Annotated in this window: 20 protein-coding genes and 1 riboswitch; of the genes, 7 read left to right on the forward strand and 13 right to left on the reverse strand. The window is 36.3% G+C overall.

Annotated elements, in window-relative coordinates; genetic code table 11:
• Positions 1-48: 48 nt before the first annotated feature.
• Positions 49-1,098 carry a linear amide C-N hydrolase gene (locus DEU40_RS19185; protein ID WP_110011339.1) on the reverse strand — a complete coding sequence of 350 codons (1,050 nt, stop codon included), beginning with the start codon at positions 1,096-1,098 and terminating at the stop codon, positions 49-51.
• 381 nt (positions 1,099-1,479) lie between these two features.
• Between DEU40_RS19185 and DEU40_RS19190 the strand changes: the two genes are divergently transcribed.
• The 3 genes from DEU40_RS19190 (at position 1,480) to DEU40_RS19200 (ending at position 5,295) form a co-directional block, all read left to right on the forward strand.
• On the forward strand, positions 1,480-3,678 hold the full coding sequence (locus DEU40_RS19190; protein ID WP_110011340.1) for an ATP-binding protein: 2,199 nt from the start codon (positions 1,480-1,482) through the stop codon (positions 3,676-3,678).
• A 21-nt stretch (positions 3,679-3,699) separates the two neighbouring features.
• Positions 3,700-4,251 carry a biliverdin-producing heme oxygenase gene (locus tag DEU40_RS19195; RefSeq protein ID WP_110011341.1) on the forward strand — a complete coding sequence of 184 codons (552 nt, stop codon included), beginning with the start codon at positions 3,700-3,702 and terminating at the stop codon, positions 4,249-4,251.
• Positions 4,252-4,368: 117 nt separating this feature from the next.
• Positions 4,369-5,295, forward strand: a complete 927-nt coding sequence (locus tag DEU40_RS19200; protein ID WP_034699354.1) for a malate dehydrogenase — start codon at positions 4,369-4,371, stop codon at positions 5,293-5,295.
• Between the two features lie 209 nt (positions 5,296-5,504).
• Here the strand turns inward: DEU40_RS19200 and DEU40_RS19210 are convergent, their stop codons facing one another.
• The 7 genes from DEU40_RS19210 to DEU40_RS19240 form a co-directional block, all read right to left on the reverse strand.
• Positions 5,505-6,056: an REP-associated tyrosine transposase gene (locus DEU40_RS19210; protein ID WP_110011343.1), complete on the reverse strand. Its 552-nt coding sequence runs from the start codon at positions 6,054-6,056 to the stop codon at positions 5,505-5,507.
• 155 nt (positions 6,057-6,211) lie between these two features.
• Positions 6,212-7,129 (reverse strand): alpha/beta fold hydrolase, encoded by a 918-nt coding sequence (locus DEU40_RS19215; RefSeq protein WP_110011344.1) that lies wholly within the window; start codon positions 7,127-7,129, stop codon positions 6,212-6,214.
• Positions 7,130-7,215: 86 nt separating this feature from the next.
• Complete coding sequence (locus DEU40_RS19220) at positions 7,216-7,767, reverse strand: putative glycolipid-binding domain-containing protein (protein WP_110011345.1); 552 nt, start codon at positions 7,765-7,767, stop codon at positions 7,216-7,218.
• Between the two features lie 113 nt (positions 7,768-7,880).
• On the reverse strand, positions 7,881-8,111 hold the full coding sequence (locus DEU40_RS19225; RefSeq protein ID WP_110011346.1) for a hypothetical protein: 231 nt from the start codon (positions 8,109-8,111) through the stop codon (positions 7,881-7,883).
• 80 nt (positions 8,112-8,191) lie between these two features.
• Positions 8,192-8,728 carry a GNAT family N-acetyltransferase gene (locus DEU40_RS19230; protein ID WP_110011347.1) on the reverse strand — a complete coding sequence of 179 codons (537 nt, stop codon included), beginning with the start codon at positions 8,726-8,728 and terminating at the stop codon, positions 8,192-8,194.
• A 9-nt stretch (positions 8,729-8,737) separates the two neighbouring features.
• Entirely contained in the window at positions 8,738-9,130 is a 393-nt protein-coding gene (locus tag DEU40_RS19235; protein WP_110011348.1) for a VOC family protein, read from the reverse strand.
• 19 nt (positions 9,131-9,149) lie between these two features.
• Positions 9,150-9,935, reverse strand: coding sequence for a hypothetical protein (locus tag DEU40_RS19240; protein WP_110011349.1), 786 nt, complete (start codon positions 9,933-9,935; stop codon positions 9,150-9,152).
• Positions 9,936-10,037: 102 nt separating this feature from the next.
• Between DEU40_RS19240 and pafA the strand changes: the two genes are divergently transcribed.
• Entirely contained in the window at positions 10,038-11,684 is a 1,647-nt protein-coding gene (gene pafA, locus DEU40_RS19245; RefSeq protein ID WP_110011350.1) for an alkaline phosphatase PafA, read from the forward strand.
• A gap of 92 nt (positions 11,685-11,776) precedes the next feature.
• Here the strand turns inward: pafA and DEU40_RS19250 are convergent, their stop codons facing one another.
• Positions 11,777-12,907 (reverse strand): tetratricopeptide repeat protein, encoded by a 1,131-nt coding sequence (locus DEU40_RS19250; protein ID WP_110011351.1) that lies wholly within the window; start codon positions 12,905-12,907, stop codon positions 11,777-11,779.
• Positions 12,904-14,511 carry a helix-turn-helix domain-containing protein gene (locus DEU40_RS19255; RefSeq protein WP_110011352.1) on the reverse strand — a complete coding sequence of 536 codons (1,608 nt, stop codon included), beginning with the start codon at positions 14,509-14,511 and terminating at the stop codon, positions 12,904-12,906. Before DEU40_RS19255 ends, DEU40_RS19250 begins: the two co-directional genes overlap by 4 nt.
• 154 nt (positions 14,512-14,665) lie before the next feature.
• On the opposite strand from DEU40_RS19255, the gene DEU40_RS19260 reads away from it, so the two are divergent.
• The 3 genes from DEU40_RS19260 to DEU40_RS19270 all read left to right on the forward strand — a co-directional run bounded on the left by DEU40_RS19260 (position 14,666) and on the right by DEU40_RS19270 (position 19,233).
• The gene (locus tag DEU40_RS19260; RefSeq protein ID WP_110011353.1) at positions 14,666-15,979 is read left to right on the forward strand and encodes a T9SS type A sorting domain-containing protein; all 1,314 of its coding nucleotides are present in this window, start codon (positions 14,666-14,668) and stop codon (positions 15,977-15,979) included.
• A 137-nt stretch (positions 15,980-16,116) separates the two neighbouring features.
• Positions 16,117-16,295, forward strand: a riboswitch (cobalamin riboswitch).
• 31 nt (positions 16,296-16,326) lie between these two features.
• Positions 16,327-18,153 (forward strand): TonB-dependent receptor plug domain-containing protein, encoded by a 1,827-nt coding sequence (locus tag DEU40_RS19265; RefSeq protein WP_110011354.1) that lies wholly within the window; start codon positions 16,327-16,329, stop codon positions 18,151-18,153.
• 21 nt (positions 18,154-18,174) lie between these two features.
• Positions 18,175-19,233: a YncE family protein gene (locus DEU40_RS19270; RefSeq protein WP_146207879.1), complete on the forward strand. Its 1,059-nt coding sequence runs from the start codon at positions 18,175-18,177 to the stop codon at positions 19,231-19,233.
• Positions 19,234-19,386: 153 nt separating this feature from the next.
• Here the strand turns inward: DEU40_RS19270 and DEU40_RS19275 are convergent, their stop codons facing one another.
• The 3 genes from DEU40_RS19275 to DEU40_RS19285 form a co-directional block, all read right to left on the reverse strand.
• Positions 19,387-20,805 (reverse strand): CCA tRNA nucleotidyltransferase, encoded by a 1,419-nt coding sequence (locus tag DEU40_RS19275; protein ID WP_110011356.1) that lies wholly within the window; start codon positions 20,803-20,805, stop codon positions 19,387-19,389.
• Between the two features lie 37 nt (positions 20,806-20,842).
• A complete protein-coding gene (locus DEU40_RS19280; protein ID WP_110011357.1) occupies positions 20,843-21,187 on the reverse strand; it encodes a nuclear transport factor 2 family protein in 345 nt (114 codons plus the stop codon).
• 107 nt (positions 21,188-21,294) lie between these two features.
• Positions 21,295-21,843, reverse strand: coding sequence for an L-threonylcarbamoyladenylate synthase (locus DEU40_RS19285; RefSeq protein ID WP_110011358.1), 549 nt, complete (start codon positions 21,841-21,843; stop codon positions 21,295-21,297).
• Positions 21,844-21,883 lie beyond the last annotated feature (40 nt).

The following is a 21,883-nucleotide window of genomic DNA, read 5'->3' on the forward strand; positions in this document are numbered from 1 at the left end:
CTGCAGGGACCAGATTTACTTAAGCATAAGTAGTTTGTGGTGAAATATCTATTTTAATCCTAAGAATGTGAACGGAGCAGATTCTTTAAATTCTGCATTGGATTTTCCGTTGTAGGTGCGGTAATTACTAAGATCCAGTTTCATTACTTTACCTTTTGGACTTAAATCAAATTCTTTAAGATCTACCCAAAAAGTGTTTGGAGTAAAGACTGTTTCAAAATAATACACAAGGTTTTTCTGATCAGAAACAGAACGCCATCTTGTAGAAGAAATATTAGGCTCTGTGGCAGAAGTGATCCCGTAAGGAACAGAGCAGTTTCTGATTACGCTGAAAACACTGGCTACTGCTGTGCGGGTATCTGCAGTCTGAGGAATCGCGTTGATATAGTAAGAAGCTCTTACGAAGCGGTCTGCTGCCCGGTTGGTTCCCGGAAGCATAACGGTCCCCGGAATACCTTTCCAGTAATTGTTAAGGGCAAGCTGCTCCTCAAAAATAGGAGAATTGGTCATTACCGTGTAAGACGGGTCATGATGAATGACAAGCTTTCCGTCAATATATTCAAATACTGCATTGTCTCCTGAAGCATCCGAAATGGAAAGATGGACGGTTGTAAATCTTTCAGTTCCCGGAATATAATCACTAACAATTACGAAAGGCTCTTTGCGTGAAAATTCTACGGCTTCTTTTACTGTAGCGAAATTATCAAGATAATATTGTGCCCATAATGAAATGGCAATACCTTTTTTACTACCTTTTCCATCAAATTTAGGATATTGAGATTCTCCCAGCCAAAGCAGGTTGGCAACCAGCCCTTTTTCGTTCATGCCGTCAGCTGAAGCAATATCCCATGAAGAGCTTACAAGGCTTCCATATTTGGCGGTCCATTTCACAGATTTAGAGCCTACCAGTCCATTTCGTTCTATCCCTTTTGGGAGAACCCAGAGATTGACAGGGATTTCGTCACGCCAGTCCATGGAACGGGCTGTAATAACGGTATTCTGGGGACCTTTGTACACTACTCTTGTACATGCTTCAGAAGGATTCCATAATCCTATAGAAAGGATCAGAGAAAATAAAATTAATGGGAACTTTTTCATAATAGTATTATTTGAATTTAAATTTTATATTGAATTTGTTGTGAATAATTCAATGTATTTTAATCATATTCATTATTTAGTGATATAAATTTAGCAAAATTTGTTTAAATAAAGTAATCATTTGGATTAATAATATGTAATTTATGTTATGAATCATGGTTAAAGAATGATAATTGGATAGTTTAATTTTTTTTTGTATATTTTAATGATATGATATAAAAGGGATGAAAAAATAAAGAATGTTTTAATGTTTTTTTTCTTCTGTATTTTCACTGTTTTGTGTTGTAAAGTGTTGGTATTGTGTGTTTTAAAATTAGATACCACAAAATAGAAAGCTGTTCAGAAAAATCGTTATATTTGATTAACAGACTGAAAAGATATATGAGTTTTATAGAATGCCATGAAGAGCCTATCCATATTCCGGGTTCTATACAAAGTTTTGGCTATTTGATTGGCATTGACGCAGAGTTCCGTACCATTACTTTTTTTAGCAGGAATATTTCGGATCTATTTAAAATTGAGCGCTCAGAGGAGCTGTTCGGAAGAAAGATTACTGACTTTCCGGAAAGTTTTCAGGGCATTATTGATTCAGAAATCTATACTTCACTGGATAAGTTTACCAGACGTAAGAATGAAACTTATTTCGATAAGATTTTTATTAATGGTACAGAATATCATTTCTCTGTTTTCAGAAGTGAACTTTATATTTTTCTGGAGTTCGAAGAGGTTATCATTAATCCCAATAAACGAATTTCCAATAAATATGATAACTTTTACATCATCGATAATGAAAAGGAACTCTGGAACCATCTTCTGGAAACTCTTTCAAAGGTGGTGAATTATGATCGTATGATGGTCTATAAATTCATGATGGACGGTTCCGGAAAAGTAATCGCAGAAAAGAAAAACGAAAATATGGAAAGCTTTCTGGGGCTTCATTACCCGGAGTCTGATATTCCGAAACAGGCCCGCGATCTTTATCTGAAAAAAAGAAAAAGAATCTTCAGCAATGTATATGCGGATACGGTTCCTATTTTAAGCAGAAGCCCTGAAAATATTGATCTTACTTACTCCGCATCCAGGGGAATGTCACCGGTTCATGCACAGTATCTGAAAAATTCGGGAGTGGCGTCCAGCTTCAGTGTTTCCATTATTATTGATGATCATCTCTGGGGCCTGGTAACCTGCCAGAATGTTGAAGCTAAACATATTGATCTTGAAGATAGAGTACAGGCCGGAATTTTTACGGCTCTGGCAGCGAATGCCTATTCTTCTTTTAAATCAAAAAACGAACTGAATTACCGGTTGGAACTCAATGAGAGAATGTCTCAGCTGAAAACGGAATTTTTAAAGCATAACAATCTCTTTGATTCTCTTATTGAATGTAAAAAAGAAATCAGAAACTTACCGGAAGCTGATGGTCTTGCCATTGTTTCTGATGAAAATATAATAACAGACGGAAGTACTCCTGATCATGAAAATATTGGACGAGTTGCAGCATGGGCTCTTAGTAATACCAATGAACGTATTTATGTGAGCCGAAACTTCCTTAAAGATTATGGCAAAGAACTTGAACTGACTGAAAATGCAGCAGGAATTGCCATCTATTTTATTGAAAGGGATAAAAATGAAATGCTGATCTGGTTCAGAAAAGAGTTTGATGAACATATCAACTGGGCAGGAAATCCGGAGAAGAAAGTAAGTGTGTTTTCTCAGAACGGAGAGGAAAGACAAATGATATCTCCCAGAACTTCATTCCGCATTTTTACAGAAAATATCAAAGGGCATTCAAAAAGATGGAATTCCAGAAATGTAAGTGCAGTACAGGCTGTAAGGGATCTGATCTTAGAAACTTCCCATAAAAATTACAATGCGATTAAAAGGCTTAATGATGAGCTTAAAAAAGTAAATGAGGAACTTGACAGTTTTTCATACACTATTTCTCATGACCTGGGAACACCTCTCACCGTGATGAAACTGAATGCACAAATGCTTCTGGGAAATCTTGCTGATAATTCTGAAAAAAGTAAAGCCAAGATCAATGCAATTATTGAAGAAATTGATAATATGGCTGAAATGATGCATGACGTCCTGCAGCTGAGCCGTGCCAAGCACAGCGAAATTCAGCTTGAAAGTCTGAAAACAACGTATACTATTGAGAAGATATCTGAAAATGCCAAGATGACCTACGGAAGTGCCAACAGTGAGATTATCATCAAAGAGTGTCCGGATGTACTGGCTGATAAGACAATGCTTCATCAGGTGTTTCTGAACATCATCAACAATGCTGTGAAATATTCTTCCCATAAAGATCTTCCAAAAGTAGAAATTGAAGGGATAGAAGACGGGCAAACCATTATTTACAGGATCTCAGACAACGGTATTGGTATTCCTGTGGAGGAAAAACATAAAATGTTTAAAATCTTTAACAGGATGGATAATGCCAAAAAATTCAAAGGAAACGGAGTGGGACTATCTATTGTGCACCGCATTATGCAAAGACTTGGAGGAAATGTTGATTTTGAGAGTAATAATGAGGGGACTTCATTTATTTTAACGTTCAAAAAGCCTTACATTTGAGAAACTTTTAAAACGTTATTTATGGTATCAGAATATCTTAAACAGAATACAGCAGAGTATCACGATGCAGCAGAAAAACTTTTTAATTCTGAGAAGATTTTCAACAAAACCTTCACTTTAGAGGATTATAAAAAAATCATCCATACCAATTACCTGATGCTTCTTCACAGTGAAGATAAAATATTCAGCAGCCTTTCTGACAAGTATACAGAAAAACTTCAGCTTGACGCAAGAAAGAAGCTTTCCCTTATTGAAAAAGACCTGAAAAGCCTTTCTATTGAAAATCAGGAAGTTTTTCAACCTCTGGATTTTAATAATGAGCATGAAGCGCTTGGAGCAATGTACGTGATTGAAGGTTCTACCCTTGGTGGAAATGTGATTGCAAAGCAGCTTTCTAAAACAGAAGGTTTCGATGAGGTTACCTTCAACTTTTTCGGATGTTATCAGGAAAATACAGGATCAATGTGGAAAAGCTTCAAGGAAGTTCTGGATACAGAAGTCGCTGAAAAAAACTACCATGAAGTGCTTTCCGGTGCGAAAAAACTATATACGTTTTTACTGAACGTCAACTAATTTATTTTAAATCTAATTAAATTCCTGAAAAATTGCGCAATTTTTCAGGAATTGTTAAATTTGGGGAGTTTCAAATTAAAATTTAACTAACAAAAAAATAATTTAAAAAGTAACAATATGAAAGTAACTGTAGTAGGTGCAGGCGCTGTAGGAGCAAGCTGTGCAGAATACATCGCGATGAAGAACTTCTGTTCAGAAGTAGTTTTGGTAGACATTAAAGAGGGGTTTGCTGAAGGGAAAGCAATGGATTTGATGCAGACAGCATCTCTTAACGGATTTGATACAAAAATTACGGGTACAACAGGAGATTACAGCAAAACTGCAGGTTCTCATGTAGCAGTAATCACTTCAGGAATTCCTAGAAAGCCTGGAATGACAAGAGAAGAATTGATCGGTATCAATGCTGGTATCGTGAAAGAAGTTACTGAAAACTTAGTAAAACACTCTCCGGAAGTAATCATCATCGTGGTTTCTAACCCAATGGATACTATGGCTTACCTTGTTCACAAAACTTCAGGTCTTCCTAAGCACAAAATCATCGGAATGGGTGGTGCATTAGACTCTGCAAGATTCAAATACAGATTGGCTGAAGCTTTAGAAGCTCCGATTTCTGATGTTGACGGAATGGTAATCGCTGCTCACAGTGATACAGGTATGCTTCCATTATTGAGCAAAGCAACAAGAAACGGAGTTCCTGTAACTGAGTTCTTAAGTGATGAGCAACAAAAATATGTCATCGAAGAAACGAAAGTAGGTGGTGCTACGCTTACCAAATTATTAGGAACTTCAGCTTGGTATGCTCCAGGTGCTGCTGTTTCTGTAATGGTTCAGGCCATTGCATGTGACCAGAAGAAAATGATTCCTTGTTCTTTAATGCTTGAAGGAGAGTACGGACAAAATGATATCTGCTTAGGTGTTCCTGCGATTATCGGAGCGAATGGAGTAGAATCAATCGTAAATGTAACTTTAACTGCTGAAGAGCAATTGAAATTCGCTGAAGCTGCTAACGCGGTAAGAGAAGTGAATGGAGATTTGAAATTTTAATGATTACCAGCTTTTAAGCAGGGAATTAAAATAAATATAATCCGGCTGTTTCAATTTTGAAACAGCCGGATTTTTTTATGAATGTTTGAATGGTGGAAGTTTTTGGCGCGGCCGGTGGCCGCGCCGAAAACTTTTCATAAAAATAAACAACTGTTATTACTTCGTTGTTTTCCCTTTTGCTGGCGCGAGCGTCCCTCTCGTGTCCACAATCATGAATTAACATCTATTTCAAGAATCTCATCATAATCATCACAATAATTCCTGGCACTACTGTGTTTCCATTCCCAAGGCTCCATGACAAAGCCCGCCTTCACAGGGTTTTGATGAACGTAATTTAGTTTTTGCTCAAATACTTTCAACGTCCATATTTCTATTGGATTATTATTCTGCTGCCAAAACTGGTATTTTTTTATATTAGAATTTTGGCTTCCTGCTTTTTTGAACATCCACAATAACCATTCTTTTCTGCTTTCCTGATTATTTTCTTCTATGGCCTTAAGCAACTTTTTAGCAGTAAAACCCTTAAAATCTCTTATTAATTCTGAAGGTTGACCTTTTTCTGATCTGAAAATTAAATGTATATGACTGGGCATGATACAATATCCGAAAATAGTCATTCCTTTATTCTTTCTACAATAATTTAATGCTTCAATAATGATATTGAAATATTCAATTCTTGTAAAAATATCAATCCAAAATACCGTAGCAAAGCTTATAAAATATGCTCCTTCTTTTTCATGAAATTTGTGTTTTCTGCTCATAATCTAAAAGTAATAAAAACTCACATTATTATTTTTAGAAATTAAATTTTTAAAAATAAATTATTGTGGGGGAGACGCTCGCGCCAGCGTAGGGAAAGTTTTTGGCGCGGCCGGAGGCCGCGCCAAAAACTGATTATAAAAATAAACAGCTGCTATTACTTCGTTGTTTTTACGAAATAAATAACAGCCTTCACAAATTCTTTATTTTTTTCGTAGTACAAAAGATGTCCGCCAACAATAGGAACTACTTTTTGATTGGGAAACCGGAAGGTTTTATAATGCTGAGTTCCGACTGCTTTATCATTTTTTCCGGTAATGATAAGTACCGGAACACGAATGTCTCTGGTGATGGGTGCATAATCGGCATAATATTCCGGGAATTCTTTGGGTTTTGAGATCACTGCCATTCCAAAGTCGATGATGCGGGGATGAAGAGAATCTATTTTATCAGACTTTTTTATGGTTTCAATATCTTCGGTCAGGAATTTATATCCGATTCTTTTCTTTCTTAAAGCGCTGCTGACTTTTGAAAGCTCTGAAGAAAGATTGTCTTTAGGAATCACTCTGTTTTTTAACTGTAAAAGGCTGTTTCCGTATTCAATCTGTTCTTTCACAGATTCATCATTCAGAAAATGAAGGGTAACGTTCGCAAGAATGAGTCCTTTGGTATACTCTGGATATTTTTTTGCATAATTGACTGCTATGATTCCGCCAAAGGAATGAGCCAGCAAGAATACCTTTTTCAATTTCAGATGCTGTCTCAATTCTTCAATATCCTGAATCATTTTATCAAGATGATAGTTGTCCGATGTGCCGGATTTTCCGGAACCCCGCTGATCCATATAGATCATCCGTAAGTTTTTTTCCAGATTATTTCCACCCATCAGCTCAAAAGATGGATATCCCTGTCCGGGACCACCTGGAATATAAATACAAGCTTCTCCTTTTCCGGAGACTTTATATTTGATCTTTACGTGATCTGAGGTTTCAAAGAACCCTGCTGATGGCCTATTCTGAGCGGAAACGACAGTCAGGAAAGTGAGAAAAAAGAGTAGGATAGCAATTGTTTTCATACTATTATAACAATTGTAAGGGGTTATTTATTACTAAAATAGCCAATTATCTTCCTTTGCTTTATCACCTCTTAATTCTTATGGTATTAAAGTTCTGCAATCTTTTCAAACAATTCAGGGTAGCAGGTGACTAATCCACTTTCGTCCACCGAAATTTCAGCCTTAAAATCGGTTTCGATATTTTCATACAGGTATTTATTAACAGCTGTCCGGGTATATTGTTGTTGAACAGGTCTGATCTCATGTTTTAACACGTCAATGTACAGAACATCAATTTTTTGAGAATCCCTCTCAGGAAGTTTTAAATTGTTGATTGGTAGAGTGTTGGTGAACGGAGTGAGCGAAATGTCTATGAAATTGAAATAATCAAATTCAGGATTTACAACACCATTGATTTCCCATTGACCTTGATTTCTTTTACCCAAAGAAGTTCTTTTAATTGTATTGACCTCGGATTCGATCAGAAAATCCTGAACGATCCAGTTTTTATCAGAATGGATTTTATACTCTACATTGTATATTTTATCTTCAATACAACCGATGATTTTTGATTCTATAGTGTAATTTTTATCATCGGATAATAAATTGAAATATTCAAGGGACTGATAATAGATTCCTTTCCAGATTAATGTCTTCATAATGATATTCTTTGATGTATTATTAAGAGATGCAAGTTAATGAATGCTATGGCTGATTGCAAAAAAAGAGCGGTAAACACCGCTCTTCCAAAATTTTATCTAACAAAATGCATTTACATATAAACACATCCACATCCTGTTTCCCATTCCTGGCACAGGCGCATTGGCTCATTACATCCGGGATTACTGCCACCACCCGAAACTCTGTAACAGGTACCATCACTGCAATAGTAGGAACCTATTGTCGGAGGGCAGTTGCCATCCAGATCACATAAAGCATAGGGAGTGTCACCACCACTGATCAGCACCAGCTGATTTCTCTTTAGTTTTTTAAGGTTTTTCATAGTAATTATTTTTAATTTGTTGATTACTAATGTATAAAAATTTTAACACACCAGCAAGTGTTTTAATGAATAGGATGAAATTACTCTATATCCAAAGTCATGAAAAGCGCAATTTCCTCTGTATTTTCATACAACCTTGTGTTGAGCCCGGTAATATTAAATCCCATTCTTCTGTAAAATTGTATCGCAGGATAATTGGTATTTTGTGTTTCCAGTTCAATAACCCTGCAATTTAATCTCCTGGCCTCTTTAATGGCATTTTTAATCAGCATGAGGCCGATTCCCTGCCGTCTGTGTTTTTCGTCAACCAGAATGTTTTCTATATAAAAACTATTGTTCCACGTTCTGTGTTCGCAGATGATCCAGCCTGCCAGCTCTTCATTGACAAAAGCACCAAAGGAATTTCCCTGTTCAATGATGGTATTCATTTCTTCAAGGTCTTCGGAAGTCGTTTCCCAGATTTTGGTATAAGGCAAAGACTTTTCCTTTATAATAAACTCAAAAGAACCTTCAAATTCAATAGAGGAGACCACATATCTTATGTCTGTTGTATATCCGTTATGTCCCCATCCTGAGCTGGGATTGGAGGACAGCTGCTGTAATTTTTTTATTTCCACCTTTACATTTTATTGCATTTCAGTACAGATTTCTACCAGATAATTGCTGGGATCTTTGATATAAGCTGTTTTTTGTCCCCATGGTTTTACCGCGATATCTTCGTAAAGAACAGACCCGTTTTTTAGTGCCTTTTCTACCAAGGCTTCCACATCATCCGTTGCAAATCCCAGTTCTATTCCAAAAGGTTTGTCTTCTTTTTTTGCAGTTAAAAAGCCCTTTTTGATATTGGAATTGGCCAGGCTCACAGAAGCAAATGAAAGACTTGTTTCCCCGGTCAGCAGTTCGCCATAATCTTTTTCAGGAGTGATGAATTTTATTTCGGAACCAAAGGTGTTTTTATAAAAATTCATGGACAGTTCTACATCTTCCACGTACAGAATAACATATTTGAATTTGATCATAAGATTGAATCTGAAAGGTTTATTTCTTGTTTACAATATATTCTTCATCTACTATCAACACTGAATGGGGTCCTTGTAAAGGATATTCCTTAAAGCTTCCGAAATGACCGAAATGAAGAGGGTATTTCCGGCTAAGCTGCCTCACTTTACGTCCAAATGAATTGATGTCAACCTTTTGCAAGGAATCTTTTTTCTGTCTGCCATTGGTGAAAAAGAGCATCAGATTACAATGATCTTTACAATCAAAATCATTATAGTAAAATACATGGAGGTTTTCTTCTCTGGAAATCCGGGTCAGGTCATCAATCAATTCTTTTTTATGCTGTAAAGGCAGATTACAATCTATTCTGGCTGCATAATTTTCTGCATTACTTTTTTTGAAGTCAGAACCCACCATCTGAATGAAGTGGTGTTCTATATTTTTGAATTCCTCCTTTTCCGGAGGATAGTTTTTGCTGGATTGAATGGCAAAAGGAAGACTTGTATCCAATAATACTGCATTTTCACGGATCAATAGCTCTTCAACCTCTTTAGCAAACTGAAAATGAAAATCAAAAAGCATATGGTCTCCAATATTGATGATGATTTGATTTTCATCGATATTCAGGTGTAAATATGTTTTCTTGAAATCTGATTTTAGTGCTTCCAGTTTAGGAATAAAGTCATCTGTATTTTCCACTTGTACCCTGGCAGTCAGTTCAGCAGGAGTATCGGCATGTCCTCCAAGTCCAGGAGAAAATTTGAAAAACTGGAAGTCATATAATTGTTCCGGAAATTTGAAATACCAGTATACGCCTAAAATCATAGAAGATTGGTTGATAATTGTACAATAATCAAAATTAAATAAAATTTCACACTCCAAAACTTTCAAAACCCTTAAATTTGTCAACAATAAAAATTTACTTGGATGCTTAGGAACATTTCAATTGCGGCAGCTACTTTATTCTCCGTAGTTACAATCAATGCACAGAAGAACAGAAATACTCAACTGGAAAGACCTAAATTAGTCGTTGGTCTGGTAGTAGACCAGATGCGTTGGGACTATTTATACCGTTTTTATGGTAAATATGGAAATGACGGTTTCAAAAGACTTTTAAATACAGGATATTCTTTGAATAATGTACATATTCCTTATGTTCCTACCGTTACAGCGTTGGGACACACATGTATCTATACAGGTTCTGTACCCGCTATTCACGGAATTGCAGGAAATGACTGGACGGATAAGGAAACAGGTAAAGGTGTTTACTGTACTGCAGATGAGAACGTTCAGCCGGTAGGTACTACCAATACAAAGACGGGAAGTCACTCTCCGAAAAACCTTTGGTCTACCACAGTAACTGACGAATTGAGACTGGCAACAAATTTCCAGGGAAAAGTAGTCGGTGTCTCTTTGAAAGACCGTGCTTCCATTCTTCCTGCAGGCCATACTCCAAACGGGGCTTTCTGGTTTGATGACAGCACAGGAAATTTCATTACCAGTACATGGTATATGAATGATCTTCCACAGTGGGTAAAATCATTCAACTCTCAGAATCTCCCTGAGAAATTAGTAGCCAATGGCTGGAATACATTACTTCCAATCAATGAATATACAGAAAGCGCACCAGACAATTCACCTTGGGAAGGCTTGTTGGGAAGTGCAAAAACACCTACTTTCCCTTACAGTAATTTAGCAAAAGATTACCAGACTAAAAAAGACAATATCCGTTATACACCTTTTGGAAATACATTGACTTTAAAACTGGCAGAAGCTTCTGTAGAAGGTGAAAAGCTGGGTGGAGATAATATTACAGACTTTTTAGCCATAAATCTGGCATCTACGGATTATGCAGGACATAAATTCGGGCCGAATTCTATTGAAGTAGAAGATGTATATATCAGATTAGATCAGGATTTAGCTGAGTTTTTCAAGTATCTTGATTCAAAAGTAGGAAAAGGCGAGTACACGGTTTTCCTTTCTGCTGACCACGGTGGAGCACACTCTGTAGGATTCCTTAAAGAACATAAAATCCCTACAGGCTTCTTTGGAGAAGATGCGGAAAAGAATCTGAACCAGAAACTGAAAGAAAAATTCGGAGCCGATAAACTGGTCAACGCCATTGATAACTATCAGGTTTATTTCGACAGAAAAGTATTGGCAGACAACAAGCTTGAATTGGATGATGTTAGAAATTTCGCTATAAAGGAAATTGAGAAAGATCCTACCGTTTTATATGTTGTTTCTGTGGACAAAATTCAGGAGTCAAGCATTCCAGAGCCAATCAAACAAAGAATTATTAACGGGATCAACAGACAGAGAAGCGGAGATATTCAGTTAATTTCTCACGATTCTATGCTTCCGCCATATTCTAAAACAGGAACTACACACAGTGTTTGGAATTCTTACGATTCTCATATTCCACTGATCTTTATGGGGTGGGGAGTGAAGCAGGGAGAAAGCAATAAAGAATATCACATGACGGATATTGCACCTACAGTATCTTCTTTATTGAAAATTCAATTCCCAAGTGGAAATGTAGGAAACCCGATTACTGAAGTTATTGGTAGATAAATGAATGGTTCACTGAACATTTTATTGATAAATTAAACAATTACAGTATAAAAAAAACATTCCAACCCGGAATGTTTTTTTGTTTTCATGGCTTAAGTTCTTCTTATCATCTGCTGTATCTCATGATGAAACTTCTTATTTTGCTTTCTGATTTTTATAATAAGATATAACAGTAGAATTATAAGAATACCTCCCAGGAAAACAGAACCTATTTTAATATAACGATCATCAGATTTTAGTTTCTCACTTTTTAAAACGGTTTCCCTGTTATGATTGTCGATCACCTGATTAATAGACTTCAGTTCATTCTGCTTTCTTTGAAAACGCATTTCCAGGTATTTTTTATTATACTGCTGATAAAGATCCTGTTGTCCTAAAGCAAGATAATTTTCAGCCAATTCCTTGTAAAGCCCTTCATTCAGAATGATATCTCCGGTATTTTTACAAAGTTCCCCGGCTTTTAGTAAGAGATCTATTGCGGCTTGATTTTCATGCTTTTGTTTGTGTATTTCAGCAATTCCTTTCAAAGCAAATGCTTCCAGACTTTTACCATAATTCTTCCGGGCATAGCTGACAGACTGTAAAAATGACTCTTGTGCTTTGTCAATCTCATTAAGGTTCAGATAACAGTATCCAATATTGTAGTATACCACACTCATATTGGAGTAAGTGGTTTTCTTTACAGGAACCTTTTCATAATTCTGTATGGAAATCAGGAACTTTTCCAAAGCAATTTCTGAATTAGACTGGCTTTTGTAAACCATTCCTCTTATCGCATAGCTTGCTGCAGTCTCACTATATTTTTCAGGATTTTTTTCAGGAATTTTTGCAATATACTGTTCAGCCTCATTCAGTGTTTCAAGACATTTGTTAAAAAGTTCCATTTGCTGATACTGGATAGCGACTGAAATGAGAACCCCGGCCTGGCTTCTGGGATCATTGGTTTTTTGTAGAAGTTCTTTTGCTTTTAAAATATATTGTAAAGATCCCTCAAAATTTCTTTTAGCAATATTGGCTGTTGAAAGCAGCATATAGAGATCAATGGAGGTTTTTATATCATGAGATTTTTTTAATAATTGTTCTCCGATTTTGATGGTGTTATCGGGGTTGTCATATATTTCAAGTTTTGCCTTTTTTATTAAGACACTATCGGGTGTCTTTTGGCCTTTCACACAATGACAAAAAACAGCCAGCAGCAGTACTATTTTTAAAATTGATTTCATAAGACTTTTGTTTTACTGATTTCCTGAATATAGGTGTTGGGAGACATGCCGGTAACAGATTTGAAAACAGTTGTAAAAGCACTGTGTGAAGAAAACCCGGAATATTCTGCAAGATAGCTCACTTTATAATTAAGAAAAGTAGAATCAGTTCTTAATAGCTGTACAATATGATTGATTCTAAGTTTATTAATGTATCCATTGAAGTTTTTTTCCTTACTGTTAATAATTTCGGAAAGGTACTTTGTATTGATTTCCAATTGAGAAGAAAGCAGCGACAGAGACATGTTTTTATTGAGAAACCTATCGGATTTTTCAAATTCTTCTAGCTTTTGGAGAATTTCATCTTCTTTTTCCTTTGATATTTTTGGCACCCCGCTATCTTTTATTGTATTTGTTTTTTTTAATAGGGTTGATTGGGTCCTTTGACTGGTCTGTTTTTCAAAGAAATCAAACTGTTTTTTTAAGTCTTTATTTTTATTTCTAATGACTAAAAAGTAAGCAAGTAAGCCTAAGATTATCAAGGATAAAACGAGGATCAAAGACCAGGAAGATCTTATAAGCAGATGTTTCTGAAATTCAATATTTTTATTCTGATTGGTTTCCACAAGCTTCACGAGATATCGTATCCCTTCTTTTGAACCGGAATCTGTTTTTGTTTTTAAATCAGTGTAAAGTTTATTGTACTGATGATATTTTGCATCATTATGTACCGCGTAATAATTACGGGACAGTGATTCGTAAATTTTAATTTTTAAATTATTAAACGGAAGATTCTCGATCAATCGAAGACCTGCCTCCAGTTTTTGAATAGAGGTTACATAATCCTGTTTCAGGAAATAGTATTGGGACAGATTCTCATAAGCCAAACCTAAAAGAAACGGCTGGTTTTTCTGAGATTCAAGATCAGCAATCACATTTTCTATAAGTGTTTTATACTCTATTGATTTATTCTGCTTCAGCAGATAAGAAGAGCGAAAAATTCTGTTTTCTATTTTTAAAATTCTGTTCTCTTCATTATGATTCCCAAGGTATTGGTTGCTTTTATCAAGATTTTGTAAGGCTTCAGGATAGTTTCTGTTGATTCCTGAGTTTAATGCCTGAAGCTGATACAATTTTGCAGTGGTGATTCTTAATGCCGGATTACTACTTTTAAGAAGCTTCTGATCATACAAGAGATGAGAAATAATTCTTTTCGATTGATTGTACAAACCCAGATTCTGATACTGATCAGCAAGATTATAACCATTGAAGACCTGCATACAATATGAAAGGTCATTGTTCTGATCACTATCTTCTTTTTGAGCAAAAATATTGACAGACTGTACATAGTCTACCTTCAGGGCAAAAGCTTGTGAAATAATATTTTGAAGTACAATTTTGTGCTCTCTGTTTTGATCACTTACAAGAATTCCCTGGGTATAACTGATGCATTCGTCGGGATTCTGATACAATTTCAGAAATGCTTTATCTGCTAGCATATTGAAGTCGGGGCCGGACTGTCCTTTGGTAATAAGGAAGCAGAAAATAAACAGTAAGATTTGAAATAATTTTTGTCCTGATAAATTGTTTTTTGTGTTTTTTTGAATAATTTCGGTAAAATCCATATTCAAAATATTGTTTTATATCTGTTTGATTATTAGTGTTTTGAAAATTAAACTCTTTTAAAATTCACGAATTATGAAAGTCAATTTCTTTTAATTGATTGAATGTTGTATTAATATTGTTTTCACCAATTCGAAACGCTAAATATAATAAAATATGAAAAATTTTTACAGAATGTCAATGAAAATATTGATAGCTTATCTTTTCCTGAAATTTGGTTTTGCAGAAGCGCAGCTTACTGTAATCGGCCTGGGAAATTATAATGTAGGCGCAGTATCGGATAATGGAGTAGTAAGCTTGCACACCAGTGCAGGAAGTATATATAAATGGAATGTTGCAGGAGGACTCGTACAGATAGGTTCTATAACAAACGGATATCCGGCTGCAGGCAGAACCATTGTTTCGAATGACGGAACCAAAATATCGTCCTCCGTTACCAATGCCGCAACAGGATTCAATGAAATATCTACCTATGATGTCGCTACGGCCACATGGGTAAACAGAGGCGGCCTTGTACCTACAGGATGGGATGGCAGCGTAAGCTCTACCTGGGGAATGTCGACTGATGGAAATACTATAGTTGGTCTTGGTTTTCTCACCGCAGCGAATGCGCATGCTGTGAAATGGGATGAAGTAAACGGAATGGTAGATCTGGGAAGTATAGTTCCCGGACGCAGCTCCAGAGCAAACGCAATCAATGCAGCAGGAACAGTGATCGTAGGCTGGCAGGATGAATCAACCGGAACAAGAAGCGGAGCAAAATGGCAGGATGGAGTGGAAAGTTTTATTACAGATAATAATGGGAATCATGTAGGAGAAGCAGGAGGAATTTCTGCAGACGGAAATACAATAATAGGTTCGGCAAACCCTAATCCTTATGTATGGAATGCTGTGAGCGGACTTACTTATATAACGCATCCTAATGCTTCTTTCAGCTTCAAAGGAGGTGCCACCGGGATTTCTGCTGATGGGAAAAAAGTGATCGGGTATTACAGAGCATTTGGGGCTCCTCCCATGTCAGGAGAAGGCTTTATCTGGACCTCTGCCGCCGGGAGAATTAACCTGAATGATTATGCGGCATCTTTAGGAATTGCCACTAATGGAGTAACAATGGGACTTCCTCTTGCGATTTCACAGGACGGAAAGAAAATTGCCGGGTCAGGGACGAATGCTTCAGGGCAGATGATTGCTTTTTACCTGGATACTTCTGAATTTTTATCGGTGAGTGATGCTGTGAAAGAGAAAAACAATACAGGTATCTATCCTAATCCAGTGGCTGACATCCTGTATTTTAAAGGAAAAGGAAAAATAGAGAAAGCAGAAATTTATAATATGGTTGGACAAAAGGTAAAATCATTGGATACTGTAGAAGGACAGATTGATGTTTCATCTCTGTCAAAAGGAGATTATATTTTACAATATTCCGTAAAAGGAGTACAACAGGAGTCTTATAAATTTATTAAAAAGTAACATATATAAATAGTAAAGTAGTGGGATGAATGGCTGTTTTCAATATTGAAAGCGGCCGTTCTTTTTTGTGTATATAACAAAAGGATAGCATGTTTTGTATAGAAAAGTCTGGTTTTTGGCAAATACATATAAAAAACTATCTTTGCAAAAATTTTGGTTTCCAGTATTTTGGAATGAAAAGGGAATCGGGTGTAACTCCCGGACTGTCCCCGCAACTGTAAATCGCAACACAAGTTTCTGCAAAACGCCACTGTGTAAAAACGGGAAGGAGCAGAATGCGAAAGTCAGGAGACCTGCCAGGATTATAATTAAAAAACATATTGCTTTCGGAGGAAAAGTAAAAAAGTATGGATATAAAAAGATCTTTAGTACTGCTTTTTTCATCTTATGGGTGTTTTCTTTTTGGACAAGAGAAAACCATTGACACTATTTATGTCTTCGACAACCAGATGAACAGGGTGAAACTTTTTCATCCCGTAAAAACAATTACAGCAGAAGATGCTGAAAAAAACTCCGGTAATCTTTCGGAGCTTCTGAGGTTTCAGTCGCAGGTTTTTATTAAAGAAAATGGCCGCGGAGCCGTGTCTTCACCTTCTTTTAGAGGAACTACCGCCCAGCAGACTGCATTCGTGTGGAACGGAATTAATATCAATTCTAATTTTTTAGGGCAGGGAGATATCAATAATATTGCTTTGTTCGGCTATGATCAGATCGGTATCAAAGCTGGTGGAGGAAGTGTAGTGTACGGAAGTGGTGCCATCGGGGGAAGTATTCACCTGAATAATACCCTTGATTTTAATAAAGGTTTCCATGGTTCTTTATTTTCTGAAGTGGCTTCCTTTAATACCTATAATAATTTTGTGAAAGGGTCTTACAGCAATGATAAGTTCAGTTTTAAAGCCTCCGGAAATTATTCTGTAAGTGAAAATGATTATAAGGTAAGCGATCTGAATTACATCAACAGAAACGGGAATTATTACAATACGACATTCAATGTAGGAGCATCCTATAAAATTACAAACGATCATAAGGTTTCGTGGCAAAGCCAGTTTTTTGATTCTTCACAGCATTATCCTGTGTATGAGGAAACGGGAACAAAAACAAAATATACAACTCAAAGTGTAAGAAGTCTTCTTTCTTGGGACTGGAACAAAGCGAAGTTCAGCAATTCCCTTAAAGCAGCCTACACGGAAGAGAATTTTCAGTATTTCGGTTCGTTAAGCCAGCCTAAATCCAGTGGAGGAACCGGGAAGAATTATATCTTTAAAAATGATTTTAATTATTTCCTGAATTCAAAATGGAATTTTAATATCATCGGAGAATTTCAGATTAATAAAGGAGAAGGGTACGAGAGCGGAATATCCAATGTCAGCAGGAATATAGGTTCTGTTTCAGGATTATTGCGGTATTTTGCAACAAAAGATCTGCGTTTTGAAGGAGGATTCAAAAAAGATTTTGTAGAAGATGTAAAGTCTCCTTTTATGTATTCATTCTCCGGAAAATGGAACGCCGCAAAATGGTATGATCTGAGTATTAACGTATCCAAAAACTTCAGATATCCTTCATTTAATGATATTTATTATGAACCGGGAGGAAATAAAGATCTGAGACCGGAAACCTCTACTCAGGTGGATATGACCAATGAGTTCAAAGCGGGAGATTTCAAACTTACTCTGTCTCCCTACTATATGAACATCACAGATCTTATTGTATGGCTTCCAACGGCTATGGGATACTGGCAGGCATACAATGTCAATAAATCCGAATCTTACGGGCTGGAATCTCAGTTGTCTTTCAGCAAGCACTGGGGAAATCATAAATTCAGAGCCAATGCAGCATATTATTATGCAAAAGCTATCGATAAAGAAACGAAGATGCAGAGACCTTACGTTCCCATGCACAGGGGAAATGCCGGTATAGATTACGAATATGGTTTCTTCAGGTTTTATGCACAGGGACAGCTGAACGGTGTTACCTACACCACAAGTGATGAAAAGAGATCAGAAGCTATAGATCCTTATTTTCTTTTAAATATGGGAGTTTCTACCACCTTAGCAAAAAAATATACCTTAGGGTTTAAAGTGAATAATCTAACCAATACCTACTATAAAACCGTTTCTTTCTATCCTTTACCAAAAAGAAACTATAGTGTGTATGCAGCAATAAATTTTTAATAAATTAAAATTGAATAAATTATGAAAATAACTAAACTTTTAACTGTCTTATTTGCAGTTGTACTATTGTTTAATATGTCTTCATGTACAAGTGACTCTGCCGAGTTTGAAATTTCTCCGATCACTTACCAGAACGGATATTTTATCTCTAATGAAGGGAATTTTAACAGCCAGGGTGCTAAAGTAACATTCCTGACAAGAGATTTAAGCTTGAAACAGGATGACGTATATGGGTACAATAACAATAAAGAAATTCTGGGTGACGTTCTTCAGACCATTGGTCTTAATGGAAATAAGGCTTATCTTGTGATCAATAACTCAAACAAAATTGTTGTTGTAGACCGTTATACATTTAAGAAATTAGGAGTAATCACCAATCAGATTGATAACCCGAGAGGAATTGCTTTTGCCAATGACTTTATCTATGTTGCTAACCTAAACTTCTCTACGAATGCAACAAGTGTAACGAAATATAAGGCTTCCGACTATTCATTTGTAAGCAAAATCACGATGACAGGCGGGGCTGATAAAGCAGTAGAAGCAGGTGGAAATATTTTTGTACAGAATGCTACTTCAGGATATGGAAATATGATTACTTATATCAATACTTCTAATGACAGTAAAACTGAACTTACTGTTCCGAATGGTAAGATCAACAGTACTATTTCATACAAATCCAATGTATATACAATTTCTTCTACAGCTACTGATTCTTATATCTATAAAATCTCCGGCACAGGGACTATGACGCCGGTAGTTACATTGACAGGAATTCCAAGTGCTACCAATCTTCAGATTGATAATGATAAAATCTATTTCAGTTCTGCCAATAAAGTGTATACAACAAGTTTAGCTACACCAACAGTTCCTGCAAGCCCGCTATTAACAGCTGCAGATGGTGGTCCTTATTTTACGCTTTATGGATTTAATGTTATTGATGGTAGAATTTTTGCATCAGATGTTAAACAATTCACTCAGGAAAGCGAAATGACTGTATATTCAGCAACTACGGGTACCAAGCTTACTTCCCTTAAAACAGGTGGTCTTGGTGCTAACGGAACTTTTCTTAACCCGCAATAATTATTACTTCTAAAAATAATTTTTTATTTTTTCATCATTTGTGTTTTTTTCCGGCCGGTTTCGAAGAAACCGGCCGGCTTTGTTTCCTTAAGAAAAAAAATTCCGGCGGGATGGAACATCCCGCCGGAATTTTTAATATTTTTCTAAATTGAATTATAAGGTTAATCCCAGTTTCTCAGCTTCAGCAATGACAAACTTCGTCGCTTCTTCTTTTTCATTGGGAATTTCACCTTCAAGAATAGCTTCTTTCACTTTCTCTTTCAGGATACCAATTTCACGGCCCGGCTTAAGATTAAACATTTCCATAATTTCTTCTCCGGTGATAGGCGGCTGGAAGTTTCTTACCTGATCTTTTTCTTCCACTTCCTTGATCTTGACCGCTACATATTCAAAGTTTCTTTTGAATTTCTCCTGTTTTTTAGAATTTTTAGTGGTAATATCTGCCTTGCAAAGGGTGAAAAGGTCTTCCAGATCTTCTCCTGCATCAAATAAAAGTCTTCTTAATGCAGAATCTGAAGCATCATCCGTAATCAGCGCAATTGGCCTTGATGAAAGCTTGACCATTTTCTGAACATATTTCATGTCACTTCCCAAAGGTAATTTCAATCTCTGGAAAAGTGTTTTTACCATTTTTGAACCTAAAAATTCATGCCCGTGAAAAGTCCATCCTGTTCCTTCTACAAACTTTTTCGTCGGAGCTTTCCCAATGTCATGAAGAAGGGCAGACCAGCGAAGCCAAAGATTATCGGTATTCACAGAAATATTATCCACTACTTCCAGCGTATGATAAAAATTATCTTTGTGAGTTTGTCCTTCCACTTCTTCCACGCCTTTCAGTTCGATCAGTTCAGGAATAACAAGCTTCATAAGACCGGTTTGTTCCATCAGTCTCAATCCGATAGACGGTTTTTCAGACATCATGATTTTGTTAAACTCTACCATGATTCTTTCCATGGAAACAATCCTGATTCTTTCTGCTTCCTGTTGGATCGCTTTCAGAGAATTTTCCTCAATTTTAAAATTTAAAGTGGAAGCAAAACGCACTGCTCTCATCATCCTTAACGGATCATCAGAATAGGTTTGTGCCGGTTCCAGAGGAGTTCTTAAAATTTCTTTTTCAAGATCATCAATCCCATTGAAAGGATCAATCAATTCTCCGAAATTATTTTTATTTAAAGAAATAGCCATCGCATTGATGGTGAAATCTCTTCTTTTCTGGTCATCTTCAAGACTTCCGCCTTCCACTTCCGGCTTCCGGCTGTTTTCTGTGTAGCTTTCCTTTCTTGCTCCCACAAACTCAAGTTCAAGTTCTTTATACTTGATCATAGCCGTTCCGTAAGTTTTGAATACGGAAACCTTCAATTTCGGATCTATATCCTGCGCTACATTCTGAGCAAGCTCAATTCCGCTTTGTTCCGTTACAAAATCTATATCGGTAGATGCTTTTCTGTTCATCAGCAGATCTCGCACATAACCACCCACAATGTATACGGACTGGTTATTCCTTTCTGCTGCTTCAGAAATGATTTTAAATAGTTTTAAATTCTTATTTTGATTAAGATTAATTTTCATCGTTGATAATAGTGACAATTTCTACGTATGTTACCCATTAATCATAATGAGCATACATTCTACTAATTTTTCCCTCTTCATTAAAAAACATGACTTCAACGGCATGTTTATCCATAATCGACTTATAAAATAATGCTACCGAATCTACTCCTGCTGTGGAATGGATCAGATCAAAATGGAGGTCCGGAAATTTATCCAATGCCTTTCTCCAATATTCACGAACAGCTTCTTTTCCTTTTAAAGAACTTTCTTTACCGCCTGTAGCCAGTGCAATCATAGGAGTTGTAATCTCAATATCATCTGAATAGTGGGAAAGTACATCCTCCAGATCATGAGAATTCCACGCATTGATCCACATTTGGGCAAATTCGTGATGATTCATAGCAAATAGTTTATGAGTTGAGTTTGCAAAGATAGAATTAAAAAAAAGAAATCCTGCCGATATGAACTGGCAAGACTCTAAAAAGTAAACATAAAAGTTCAGAATTCTTATTCCCGAAGAACTTTTATTCTGTTGTCATTCCATATTTTGATCACCGAAGAACCTGAGTATTTTGAAACTTTTTCTCTGTCTTCTTCCACTGCATAATCTACAAGGCTGATTATTTCCTCAGAAATATCAGAGAATTTCAATGGACTTTTTTCACCGCTGAAATTGGCAGAGGTAGATACCAATGGTCTGTTCAGTTTTGTAATCAGTTTTTTACAGAAATCATTTTTTACAAGACGAATTCCGATACTTCCATCCTCTGCAAGAAGTTCTTTAGGTAAACCTCTTGGGTTTTCATAAACAATGGTTACCGGTTTCTCACTAAGATCAATAATTTCCCATGCCATCTCAGGAACGTCGACAAGGTCCTGAAGTCTTTTTTCTGACTCTACAAGGATGATCATGGATTTGTTTTTTTCGCGCTTTTTAATGTCAAAAATCTTATTGACCGCTTCTATATTGGTGGCATCACAACCAATTCCCCAGATAGTATCAGTAGGGTAAAGAATTGTTCCGCCGGATTTTAATATTTCGATAATATGTTCCATAATTGTAGTGAATTCAAAGAATGGATAAAGGTAGAAAATA

The sequence above is a fragment of the Chryseobacterium sp. AG844 genome, assembly GCF_003182335.1.
In the GTDB taxonomy this organism is placed as follows: Bacteria; Bacteroidota; Bacteroidia; order Flavobacteriales; family Weeksellaceae; genus Chryseobacterium; species Chryseobacterium cupriresistens.